Below are 11,496 nucleotides of genomic sequence, written 5' to 3' on the forward strand. Positions count from 1 at the left end.
TAAAATAATGGCGTAAAATAGCCTCTTTTATTGTATTAAAAATAAAAATATAGTATAATTTTTATGAAAGTACTTAACTTAAAGATAATTATAAAGGAGATAAGATTATGCATATAAAGAAAATAATTGCAGTTGGGGTGCTTGCTCTTGCCCTTACAGCTTGTGGAAAGAGTAAAGATAGTGCAGAAGCAGCAAAAACTGGCACAGCTTCAGCTGAAGGATATGGTGGTAATATTGAAGTTACAGTAAAGCTCGATGATGCTGGAAAAATTGTAAATATAGAAAGAAAATCTGAAGAAACAGATAAGGTAGGAGAAGTTGCCCTTGATGAGTTAACAGAAAAATTAAAGGGAAAAGATTCTACAGCTGATATTGAATCAGTATCTGGAGCTACAGTTTCATCTGAGGCCTTTCTTAAAGCAGTAGATGAAGCTATCGCAAATGCAAAATAATATAGTATAGAAAAAGTAGCTGTTGCAAAATCATGAATTTTTATTCTTGTATAATTTTAAGTAAGTCTTAAGGTTTTTGAGATTTTGAAATTATATTTAAAGGATTAATTCATCCTGCAATAGCCTTTTTTGGATCTTTGTCAAATAGTGTTGGTAAATAAAATAAACACAATCATTCACAAGGAAGTAGAATTACTACTTCCTTGTTTTTAATTGTACACTTTAGTGAGTTGAGCGAGCGAATGCGAGTGAAACAAAAATCCACCTGCTATGCAGCAGGTGGGGGGAAAAACTTTAGCTTGAAGTAGCAAAAAGCTTTCATAAATTATAATTGTGATATTCTAAGCTGACCTCCCAAGTTGTTTTTTCGATTTTGGGGTCAGTTCATCGTCTAGTTAAGAGGGGATATATCAAGTTTGGGATGATCTTATGTGACAGAATAATCAAAGCCCCGATAGGGGTGTGCAGGTATACCTTCCTTATAGGCATTTGTGCAAACTACAAGATGAGCAAGTGATTTTGATTAATATTTTTAGAATATACCCATAAAGAAGTCACCCATAAGTGATGATATTAGGAAAGTTCCTATAATTACAAATATTGAAACAATAATACCCTTAACTCCAACTTCTTTAAAAGCTCCCCAGTCCTTACCTATGATTATTCCAGCATAGGCTAAGATTGGTGTTGTTATTGCATTCAGGTTTATATTTCCAACATATTTTATAATAGGTTCTGATATTGGGGATATTGGACTTGCTAGAAATATGGCAAGAATTGATATCCACAATACTGAGGATATTTTTTTGATAGGAACTATAAAGGATAGGGCATAGCCAGCTATACATAAAGCTGCAAGTATAATCATACCAGGGAGAGATTGCATAATATTAAACTCATATCCTACTATGTTACATATAGTAGATACAACTACTGTAAAGGCTAGGGCCATAAAAATATTTGGCATTTCAGTTTTTATTTTTTCCATTATTTCTTATCCTTTCTTCTAAAGAAGTTAAGTTTATTATATAAAAATTCTGTCAAAGGAAGTCCTATGAAAGCTCCAAGTGGTAAGGCTATGACTGATGAAATCAAGTTTGAAAGTCCAGCAAAGGCTGTCATCTGTGCTTCAAGTTCTGGATGGTTTGCAATTAAAGCTCCAAGTCCTGCTGTCATCATTGATGCAGAGCCTGCTCCTGTTCCCATTGCGGCTGCAAGTGGAGATACCATATTAAGTGAAATTGCTATAGATGATAGGACACTAAGTACTATAGGTCCAAGAATTGTTCCTATGATATAAACTGCCATTACTCCTCTAAATTCAGCTGATTCTGCTCCGTAAGTATCTTGAATAAGACCAACGTTTGATTCTCTTGATAGGGCATGGCACATACCAATTGACTCTCTTTTAAGACCTAAAATTAGGGCTATGGGAAGAGAAATTATTATGGTACCAAGATTACCAAAGTTTTGTAAAACAAGAGCAAGACCTGCCTCCTTTATAGCCTCAATTTGGGCTCCGCTTGTTACTCCAAGTTTCGCTATCAAAACTGCAAGCATAATACTCATCATATTATTTGCAGAAGGGGCATCTTCTCTTTTTACAAGCTTTAAAGGAGACATAAATATTAGAAATACTATAAGCATAGACCATATTAATGGTGAGAATACTATATTTATTCCGCTTATAGATAAGGTTTTTGCGCCTATAAGTTCTGCAAGGATTGCAACTGCTATAACAACTACATGCATCCTGTAGTCTTTTTTAAGATTCATTTTTTCCATAACTTACTCCTAAGATAAAAATTCAAAGGCTGTTTTTAAAAATATTGAAACACCCTTATAAAATAGCGATTCATCTAAATCAAACTTAGGATTGTGGTTAGAGTATTTTTCTCCGTCCGCTGCTTCTTTTAAGTTTGATAAAAATAGGAAGGTTCCTGGGACTTCTTTAAGGTAGAAAGCCATATCTTCTCCACCCATGGTTGGTTTTTCAAGTTCAAATATATCATCTGGAAAAATTTTCCTAGTATTTTCCTTAACAAAACTGTTAAACTCTGGGTCATTTTTAAGAACTGGGTAGAATCTCTCATAAAAAGTCTCAGCACTAGCACCATAAGTTTTTGCTATACCCTCAGCTATCTCAGAAATTCTTTTTTCTATTTTATCCCTTATATCTTCATCAAGGGCTCTTGCTGTACCAAGCATATTTACTTCGTTTGGAATAATATTTTGTGTATATCCACCTTCAATTTTACATACAGATACAAGACCAGAATCTACAGGAGCTATTTCTCTTGATATGATTTTTTGAAGGCCCATAAGGATTTCTGCAGATATAATTATTGGATCTATAGCGTTTTGAGGATTGGCACCATGCCCACCTTTTCCCTTAACTTTTATAGAAAATATATCCATAGATGCCATAAGCTCATTATCCTTAAATCCTATCTTCCCATGAGGTATATCTGATAGCCATCCACCATGCATACCTATGATATGGTCTACTTTTGGATTTTCAAGACAACCTTCTTCAATCATAGGTTTTGCACCACCTGGAACTTCTTCTCCTGGTTGAAAAATAAATTTAACGACTCCCTTGAGTTTATCCCTATTTTCATTTAAGATTTTTGCAGCTGTAAGGGCTATGGCTGTGTGTGAATCATGACCACAAGCGTGCATTTTCCCCTTGTGGGTTGAAGCAAAAGGAAGGCCAGTTTCTTCTTGGATTGGAAGAGCATCCATATCTGCCCTTATTGCAAGACATTTTCCTTCACTATCACCATATATATTTGCTACAAGAGCATTTCCATTAATCATTTCAGTGTATTTGATGCCAAATTCATCAAGCTTTGATTTGACATACTTAACAGTCTTTGGTAATTCAAGCTCAAGCTCTGGAATCTTGTGAAGTTCTCTTCTCATTTCGATACATAAATCTTCATTTTCTTTTGCAAGTTTAATTACATCCATTTTTTCTCCTCTCTTGGATTCGTTTTCACAGTGTAAAAATAAATTCTTAATAGACTTATATTAGAAAGTTCTATGTCCTAATCATGTCTTAAATTAATTATAAATTAATTCACTAAAAATTGCAAATTATTTTTCAAAAATACTATGATATAATAAAATCATGAAAATATTAATAGTAGGTACAGACGAATCTTTAAATAAAATTAAAAATATCATTGATGGAATAGATTCTATAGAAACAAAAGAGATTATAATAGATGATACTACCCTTATAAAGCAGGATATAAAAGCATTGCCTGATGATATAGATGGAATATTTGCAACAGGTATAGGTGTTTTTTATGAGCTTAGTAGAAATTTTTCTATAAATGTTCCTATGACTTATGCTCATAGATCTGTTGTGAGTTTAAGCGAGGCTTTCTTTAATTATGTAGAATTGGGAATTAAGTTTAATTGTCCAAGTTTTGATGTAGTTGAAAAAAGTTTAGTCGATGACTTGGTAGAAGAATTTGAATTAGATTTTGAAAGATACTATGTTCTAAAAAATAAGCCAAAATATGACGAGGACTTTTATCTATCAAATCATATAAGACTTTTTAAGGAGGGAAAAATTGACTGTGTTTTTACAGCTTTTGGTTATTCTTATAATATCCTAAAAAAGCTTGAAATACCAGTGTTTAGACTAAGAGTTACCAAGCTTGATATAAAAAATGACCTTACTTATCTTATAAATGATATAAAAAGTAAGGAGGCTTCTAACAAAAGCTTTATAGTTCACAATTTTAAAGGGGAGGATAATGACTATAATAACAAGCTTATTAAAGATTACTCTATCTTAGTTGATGGAATATTATTTAAGCAAGATGAAGAAAGAATTATTATTTCAAATAAGGGACTTTTAAGAAAGTATACTCTCAATAATGCAAAGACCTTTTTAAGAAATCATCAAACAGACTTATCTCTTTCGCTTTCTGGTGGAGATACAATAAATCAAGCCATTAAAAATTCTCAATATGCCAAGAAATTTATAGATGAAACTTATAGGATAATTTACTATGATGGAATTTCTCTTGAAAAATATGACCTTATGAAAAATAAAAAAATATCAGCATCAGGTGATATAAATAAAATATCAGAAAATACAGGGATTTTAAAAAAGCACCTTTATAATATATCGACTTTTGTATGCAATAAGAGTGATAAGAAGATAAGATCTAGTGAAATGGCAAAGCTTCTTTCCCTTACAAGAAGATCAGCTGTAAGAATTATGGATATATTGGTCGAAAAAGGTTATGCTAAAGATGCAAACGCCAATTCTCAAACAAGCGGAAGACCACAAAAGTGTATAGAAATATTATTTTAAAAAAGGACTATTAATAGTCCTTTTTAAGTATCATATCAATATGATTAATACCAGCATAATCATAGGGTTTTGATGTTTTTTCAAAGCCTAGTTTTTCATAAAAACCCATAGCTTGGACCTGTGCTTCTATAAAAATTTCATTAAGTTCTAAATCATCAAAGGCAGTTTTTATAGCAATTTCACATATCTTTCTTCCATAAGTTTTTTTTCTTGAAATAACCCTCGCAAGTTTTCCTATCTTTTTATTTTTATCTTTCTCAATTAGTCTTGCATAGGCTTTTATTATTCCATCATCTTTTATAAAAATATGAATAGCTTCTTTATCAAGATTATCCAAGTCTGTATATTGGGAATTTTGCTCTATTTTAAATACTTTTTCTCTTAACTTTAATATCTCATAAAGCTCATCTTTTTCTAAATCTTTATATGCTTTTACAAATGATTTCATAGATTTCTCCAATTTAGTATAAATTAAATATCTTCTCAAATTTCATAATCAAAATGGGACATAGATTTTGATATAATTAGAAGAAAATTTGAAAGATGGTGAATGCTTATAATATCTATTAATAATAGAAAGCTTAATTTAAATGATTATATCACAAATAATGGAAATTTAAAATTAATATTCTAAAGTAGATAACTTAATAAATAGTAGTAAAAAAATAGAACTTTTGAAGTATTGTAATTTATTACATTTACAATAATTAACTTCGTACATTTAACTTCCAATGTCGGAAAACTTTTGCACTTGTTAGTTTTTCAATACTATTATATTATTTAGTTGGAAGGAAGGTGATAATATAAATAAACGAAGATTAGAGATATTATCTATAATTTTAGATACAAATGATCCTATTTCACTACATTTTCTAAAAGACAGATATAAGGTAAGTGAAAGAACAATAAATGATGATATCAAATATATTAACACACATTTCCTTTCAGACTCTATTGAAAAAATTGATAGTCAAGACGGTTGTTTAAAAGTTAAAAATAAAGAACAGATTAGTAAAGTTATTAAAAATTTAAATTTTTACACTTATACAATGGATAAATCAGAAAGATTATTAGTTGAATCACTTATATTATTTCTATCTAATGATTATATAACAAAGCAAAAATTGGCTGATATTATGATGATATCTCGTTCTACAATTACATCCGACTTAGACGATTTAATTAAGTTTAATAGTAAAAATAATTTAAAAATTGTGAGTAGATCAGGTAAGGGAATTAAGTTAAGTGGGAATTCATATAACAAAAATATATTTTTTATTGATAGTTTAATAAAAAGCTATTATTTATTTATAATATTATTAAATGGGATCAAAAAAAATTATAATGATATAGCTTTAAGGATAGAAGATGATAAGAAAACTATTCACAATATAATCGGAGAAGTAGAATATAGGCATAATATTATATTCTCGGAAAATTCATTCAACATACTATCATTATATTTATTGTATATTTCTTTAAATATTAATAGTGAAAAAGAAAAAAATAAATATTTTAAAGGAAATTCAGTAAGTGATTTGTCAATTAGTTTATACAGGCATATATGTGAGTATTTTGATATTAAAAATAAAACTAATGAAGTTAATTATTTAGATATATTAATATCAAAATTACAATATAAAGTTGTTAATAGCAATGCAAATGATTCCATAAGTGTTCAATTTATGACCAGAGAATTAATTGATGTAATATCTAATGAGTTATCTATACCCTTCTATCTAGATTATAAATTATTTGAAAGTTTATCGCTTCATGTTGAAAGAATGACTCTACATGGAGGAGCAGATATAATAGATTATCCAGAGCTAAGGTCAATTATTGAAGAAAAGAAGGATTTATTTGAAAAAATCAAAAAAAATTCTTATATTCTTTCTAAATACTTAGAAAGAGATATAAGTGATGTAGAGATTTCCTATATAGTTATCTATATTTATGCTTCTTTTGAAAGGATAATAGATCAAGTATGTAAAAAACTGAGGGTTTTAGTTGTCTGTAATTCAGGGATAGGTACAAGCCAGTTATTAAACAATAAATTAAGGGATTTATTTAATTTTAAAATAATTGGAAACACTACTAGCCACCAATTAAATTGTATGGATTTGAAATCAATAGACATAATTATAACTACAGTTGATTTAAGTAATATCACTGATGACTATCTTAAAGTTTCACCTTTGATTAATGAGGTAGACCATAAGAAAATATCTGATTATATATATGAAAAAGGAAGATTACTAATTTCAAATTATAATTTTAATTCAAATGATTCTAAATTAATAAACAATTATGAATATAATAATAAAATATTTTTAGAAGATGTAGATATACAGGAAGGTCAAAGCTTGGATGATTTGCTAACAGAAGATAATATAGTTTTAGATATTTGTCCAAAAAATTGGAAAGATTCTATAAAAATGGCTAGCCAGATTTTATTAGATAAAAAATATATAAATGAAGAGTATATAAATGAGATGATTGAAAATATAGAAAAATATGGGCCATATATTGTAATAAGTGAAAACTTTGCATTACCTCATGGAAATATTTCTGAAAATGTTATTAAAACATCTCTATCACTTGCTAGATTAAAAAAACCGGTTAATTTCGGCTCACCAAGATTTGATCCAATTAAATATGTTTGTATTCTAGCAGTGGATGAAAATAAGGATCATTTAAAAGCACTATTTGAACTTATAAATCTACTCAAAGTTAAAGAATTTAAGAATTCATTAGAACTTGCTAGAACTAGTAAAGAAATAAAAAAAACAATTGTAAAATATAATTATTTGATAAATAAGTAAACAATTAATATTTATCATAATAAATTTTATATGAAAAGTGAATAAGAAAGAAAGGAAGGGATATATAGATTTGTAATTTTATTATAAATTTATGCAATATATGGAAAATCAGATAGAAATTAGAGAAGATTTGATATTTTTAAATTGTAAATTTAAAGATAGAGACGAATTATTGAAATTTATGTCAGATAAAATGATGGAATCTGACAAAGTGAATAAAACATTTTTTGATGCGGTCAGGGAGAGAGAATTAAAGTATCCTACAGGACTTAACACTGGTGAAATAAAAGTTGCAATACCTCATACTGACCCAAAACATGTAAAATCAGCTGCTATAGCAGTAGCTACCCTATCGAATAAGGTTGAATTTAAAAATATGGAAGATCCAAATGAAAATATAGGAGTTGATTTGGTATTTATGCTTGCTGTAGCTGACCCCAAATCACAAGTGCCATTATTAGTTAAGTTAATGAGTATATTTAGTGACAAAGAATTGTTAAAGAAAATAAAAAATTCAAAAAGTGGTAATGAAATAAAAGAAGAATTAGAAAATTTAATAAAGGAGTAAAGAATGAAAAGAATTATAGTAGCATGTGGTTCAGGAGTAGCAACAAGTCAAACGGTTGCTTCAAAATTGGAAAGAGAATTAGAAAAAAAAGGAATTAGAGTAAAGGTTGATGCAGTAGATATGAAATCTTTAGATTATCATATAAAAAATGCGGATGCATATGTATCAATAGTTAAGCCAGAAAAAGATTATGGAATACCTGTATTTAATGGAATTGCATTTTTAACAGGTATTGGTATGGAACAAGAATTAGAAAAAATAATAGATTATATTAATAAATAATAAATAAATTTATGGGAGGAAAACATGGATCTTTTAGCTAGTGTAATCAATTACATACTTGATATGGGTGCAGCTGTATTTATGCCATTATTAATGTTTGTTATCGGATTGATTATGAAAATGAAAGTTAAAGATGCCTTTAAAGCTGGTCTTACAATTGGTATAGCTTTCACTGGTATGAGCTTACTTATAGACTATATGGGATCAACAATGGGTGGTGCAGCTAAAGCTATGTCACAAAATACAGGTATTTCTTTACCTGCAGTAGATATTGGTTGGCCAGGAGCAGCATCTATAACATGGGCATGGCCTCTTGCATTTCTAGTATTTCCATTACAGATTTTTATAAATATAATAATGCTAGTTACAAAACAAACAAAAACTTTAAATGTAGATTTATGGAATGTATGGAATAAAATATTTAGTGCTATTTTAGTATCGTATTTTACAAATAATGTAATATTGGGTTTTGTAGCAGCATCTATATTAATATTCTTAGAGTTAAAATTAGGAGATGCTTGGCAACCTGAGATTGAAAGATTAACAGGCATACCAAATGTTACAGTGCCGCACTTCATATCACTATTTGCAGTAATAATGTACCCAGTTGATGAATTGCTAAAAAAAATACCCTTATTAAATAAGGAATTAGATTCAAGTGCAATTAGAGAGAAGATAGGAATTTTTGGTGAAAATTCAGTAATGGGTGCCATAATAGGTTTGGGTTTAGGAGTATTGGCAGGATATGGAATTAAAGGTTCTTTAATACTATCAGTCCAAGCCGCTACAGCGCTTACTTTATTTCCAATGGTATCAAAACTATTTTCAGAAGCACTTTCACCTATATCCGAAGCAGTTTCTGATTTCATGAAAAAGAAATATGGACAAGATGCAGATATATATATTGGACTTGATTGGCCTATTCTTGGTGGTAGAAATGAGTTGTGGGTATCAGTAATAATTACAATACCATTTCTTCTATTGTTCTCATTAATTTTACCAGGAAATAAAGTTTTACCATTCGCAGGTATTATAAATTTATCATTTGTAGTTGCTGCTTTATTACTAACAAATGGAAATGTTCTTAGAATGATAATTCATGGTATATGGACCGCTCCAATATTCTTATATGGAGCAACATATTTTGCACCTTACATGACTAGGTTAGCTGAAGAAACAGGTACTCTAGCAGCTGGTCAACAAATGATAGGTTGGAGTACATTCGAAGGACCGATTTTAAGATATTTATTAGTTAATGGATTTAATGGAGATATAATAGCTATAATTGGTTTTGTAGTATTCATAGTTTTATATATATTACTAATAAAGAATAGAAAGAAATATAATTTAGAGTTAATGAATGAGTAGAAAAACTATTTGGCAGATTCTATTGGTTTTAAGTTTAATCTTGTTTTTTTACGGATTATTTAATAAATCTATAATTGCAACAATTATATCATTAATTTTAGCTCTTGTAGTTAATTACAAAGGAAAAGAAACTTTGTTTTTAGATTTTGACAAGAATCAAAAAAAGGATTAATAACTTAATTAATAAGTAAAAAGGAGTTAATTTTGAAAAATAATTTTATTGAATCAGAACCTGTTAGAGGAATTGCTGACATAACTTATGATATGTGGAAGAGGGGATGGGATGAATACAACGGTGGAAATGTAAGCTATTTACTTTCTGATTACGAGGTATCCAAAATAAAATTAGATAAATCTTTAGAACGTAACGTTGAAATTCCTAATATGCCTGATAATTTAGTTGGTAGATATATTTTGATAACAGCTAGTGGAAGCCATTTTAGAACGTTAAAAGATAATTTAAGAACAGATATTGGAGTTGTAAAAATAACAGAAAAAGGATATACCATAGTATGGGGATTTGAAGAAAATAATAAACCAACGAGTGAGTTTTATTTGCATACTTTATCCCATAGCTCAAGATTAGAAATTGATCCAAATCATAAAGTTATACTTCATAACCATGCTACAAATATTGTTAAGTTAGGTTTAGTTTTAGAAGCAACTGACAAAGCTTATACACTTCCTTTGTGGAGGGTTTTAACAGAAGGTGTTTATGTATTTAATGATGGAATAGGAGTTGTGCCTTGGCAACTACCTGGAACAGAATCTATAGGAAGTGCAACCGCAAAAAAATTGAAGACTTCTAGAATAGTAGTTTGGGATAGTCATGGAGTAATGGCATCTGGCAAAAGTTATCAAGATTGTTTTGGATTAATAGAGACTGTTAACAAAGCAGCAGGAATTTATTTAGATACATTAACTATTAGAAAGACAGAGGGACTTTCAGATCAACAAATAAAAGATTTTGCTGAGAGTCTAGGTCTTAAAGCTAGAGAGGATATATTTAACTAAATAATTATTAAGATACTAATGCTGGTAATAGTTATTTAATATAAGGGGTCGTTGCAAAATTATGAATTTCTAACGTTAATCATTACAAGTTACTTATATATGATTTTGAGAATAGCATGTCACTCATAGAGGTCAGAGGCTTGTAATTATTTTAGAATGATTAATTCATTTTGCAAAAGCCCCCTTTATTAATTTGTAAGTATTGTTTTGAAATAATTAATATTTTACAGAGATATTAAATGATAGAGTTCGTATAATTGTGTAAAAAGAAAAAGGTCATTTGAAACCCAAACTAGTACAATGTTTTTAACAAACCAAAACTAAACTAGGAGGAACAAATGACCCAATTACATTTTACATTAAACATAGAAGATATTCAAAACTTAATTAACTAAGAAGTTAAAAATGATATGGCAAGAACTATTCTAAGTAAAATATTTAACGAGCTTATGGAAAAAGAAATAGATGAATATTTAGAAAATACAGCCTATCAAAGAGATCCTAACAGAATCACCTACCGTAATGGATACTATGAACGTGACTATACAACCAAAATAGGAACATTAACCTTAAGAGTACCTAGGACAAGAGATGGTAAATTCTCAACAGAAATCTTTGAAAAATATCAAAGAAATGAAAAAGCACTACTTTCAA

General features: G+C 29.0%; 12 protein-coding genes and 1 pseudogene. 9 read left to right on the plus strand and 4 right to left on the minus strand.

Going from position 1 to position 11,496, the window contains the following annotated elements; translation table 11 throughout:
* Nucleotides 1–107 precede the first annotated feature (107 nt).
* Nucleotides 108–452: an FMN-binding protein gene (locus tag FYJ26_RS09850; RefSeq protein ID WP_154541962.1), complete on the plus strand. Its 345-nt coding sequence runs from the start codon at nt 108–110 to the stop codon at nt 450–452.
* 532 nt (nt 453–984) lie between these two features.
* Here FYJ26_RS09850 and FYJ26_RS09855 read toward each other — a convergent pair.
* From FYJ26_RS09855 to FYJ26_RS09865, 3 genes are read right to left on the minus strand one after another with little or no spacing between them, the layout of a single operon-like run.
* Nucleotides 985–1,440: a hypothetical protein gene (locus FYJ26_RS09855; protein ID WP_154541964.1), complete on the minus strand. Its 456-nt coding sequence runs from the start codon at nt 1,438–1,440 to the stop codon at nt 985–987.
* Nucleotides 1,440–2,237: a DUF3100 domain-containing protein gene (locus FYJ26_RS09860; protein WP_154541966.1), complete on the minus strand. Its 798-nt coding sequence runs from the start codon at nt 2,235–2,237 to the stop codon at nt 1,440–1,442. Before FYJ26_RS09860 ends, FYJ26_RS09855 begins: the two co-directional genes overlap by 1 nt.
* Before the next feature lie 9 nt (nt 2,238–2,246).
* A complete protein-coding gene (locus tag FYJ26_RS09865) occupies nt 2,247–3,425 on the minus strand; it encodes a M20 metallopeptidase family protein (protein ID WP_154541967.1) in 1,179 nt (392 codons plus the stop codon).
* 160 nt (nt 3,426–3,585) lie between these two features.
* Here FYJ26_RS09865 and FYJ26_RS09870 point away from each other — a divergent pair, with 160 nt between their 5' ends.
* Nucleotides 3,586–4,788, plus strand: coding sequence for a transcriptional regulator (locus FYJ26_RS09870; RefSeq protein WP_154541969.1), 1,203 nt, complete (start codon nt 3,586–3,588; stop codon nt 4,786–4,788).
* Between the two features lie 10 nt (nt 4,789–4,798).
* On the opposite strand, the gene FYJ26_RS09875 is transcribed toward FYJ26_RS09870, so the two are convergent.
* Nucleotides 4,799–5,236 carry a GNAT family N-acetyltransferase gene (locus FYJ26_RS09875; RefSeq protein WP_154541971.1) on the minus strand — a complete coding sequence of 146 codons (438 nt, stop codon included), beginning with the start codon at nt 5,234–5,236 and terminating at the stop codon, nt 4,799–4,801.
* Between the two features lie 376 nt (nt 5,237–5,612).
* Here FYJ26_RS09875 and FYJ26_RS11470 point away from each other — a divergent pair.
* The 7 genes and pseudogenes from FYJ26_RS11470 to FYJ26_RS09910 all read left to right on the plus strand — a co-directional run.
* Nucleotides 5,613–5,711, plus strand: a pseudogene (locus tag FYJ26_RS11470) (hypothetical protein); the annotation flags it as partial.
* A 126-nt stretch (nt 5,712–5,837) separates the two neighbouring features.
* Nucleotides 5,838–7,610, plus strand: a complete 1,773-nt coding sequence (locus FYJ26_RS11385) for a BglG family transcription antiterminator (RefSeq protein ID WP_154541973.1) — start codon at nt 5,838–5,840, stop codon at nt 7,608–7,610.
* Nucleotides 7,611–7,710: 100 nt separating this feature from the next.
* Nucleotides 7,711–8,178 carry a PTS sugar transporter subunit IIA gene (locus FYJ26_RS09890; protein ID WP_154541975.1) on the plus strand — a complete coding sequence of 156 codons (468 nt, stop codon included), beginning with the start codon at nt 7,711–7,713 and terminating at the stop codon, nt 8,176–8,178.
* Nucleotides 8,179–8,181: 3 nt separating this feature from the next.
* Nucleotides 8,182–8,460 carry a PTS sugar transporter subunit IIB gene (locus FYJ26_RS09895; protein ID WP_154541977.1) on the plus strand — a complete coding sequence of 93 codons (279 nt, stop codon included), beginning with the start codon at nt 8,182–8,184 and terminating at the stop codon, nt 8,458–8,460.
* A 24-nt stretch (nt 8,461–8,484) separates the two neighbouring features.
* On the plus strand, nt 8,485–9,828 hold the full coding sequence (locus FYJ26_RS09900) for a PTS galactitol transporter subunit IIC (RefSeq protein ID WP_154541979.1): 1,344 nt from the start codon (nt 8,485–8,487) through the stop codon (nt 9,826–9,828).
* A 204-nt stretch (nt 9,829–10,032) separates the two neighbouring features.
* Nucleotides 10,033–10,842, plus strand: coding sequence for a rhamnulose-1-phosphate aldolase (rhaD, locus tag FYJ26_RS09905; RefSeq protein WP_154541981.1), 810 nt, complete (start codon nt 10,033–10,035; stop codon nt 10,840–10,842).
* A 449-nt stretch (nt 10,843–11,291) separates the two neighbouring features.
* On the plus strand, nt 11,292–11,496 hold a 205-nt coding region (locus tag FYJ26_RS09910; RefSeq protein WP_229771252.1), incomplete at its 3' end, for a transposase.

This window comes from Anaerococcus porci (assembly GCF_009696575.1).
Classification (GTDB): Bacteria; Bacillota; Clostridia; order Tissierellales; family Peptoniphilaceae; genus Anaerococcus; species Anaerococcus porci.

Excerpts from the sequence above, each read along its gene's own strand:
- FYJ26_RS09850 (WP_154541962.1), top strand. The coding sequence starts at position 108 with ATGCATATAAAGAAAATAATTGCAGTTGGGGTGCTTGCTCTTGCCCTT.
- FYJ26_RS09855 (WP_154541964.1), bottom strand. The coding sequence starts at position 1,440 with ATGGAAAAAATAAAAACTGAAATGCCAAATATTTTTATGGCCCTAGCC.
- FYJ26_RS09860 (WP_154541966.1), bottom strand. The coding sequence starts at position 2,237 with ATGGAAAAAATGAATCTTAAAAAAGACTACAGGATGCATGTAGTTGTT.
- FYJ26_RS09865 (WP_154541967.1), bottom strand. The coding sequence starts at position 3,425 with ATGGATGTAATTAAACTTGCAAAAGAAAATGAAGATTTATGTATCGAA.
- FYJ26_RS09870 (WP_154541969.1), top strand. The coding sequence starts at position 3,586 with ATGAAAATATTAATAGTAGGTACAGACGAATCTTTAAATAAAATTAAA.
- FYJ26_RS09875 (WP_154541971.1), bottom strand. The coding sequence starts at position 5,236 with ATGAAATCATTTGTAAAAGCATATAAAGATTTAGAAAAAGATGAGCTT.
- FYJ26_RS11385 (WP_154541973.1), top strand. The coding sequence starts at position 5,838 with ATGGATAAATCAGAAAGATTATTAGTTGAATCACTTATATTATTTCTA.
- FYJ26_RS09890 (WP_154541975.1), top strand. The coding sequence starts at position 7,711 with ATGGAAAATCAGATAGAAATTAGAGAAGATTTGATATTTTTAAATTGT.
- FYJ26_RS09895 (WP_154541977.1), top strand. The coding sequence starts at position 8,182 with ATGAAAAGAATTATAGTAGCATGTGGTTCAGGAGTAGCAACAAGTCAA.
- FYJ26_RS09900 (WP_154541979.1), top strand. The coding sequence starts at position 8,485 with ATGGATCTTTTAGCTAGTGTAATCAATTACATACTTGATATGGGTGCA.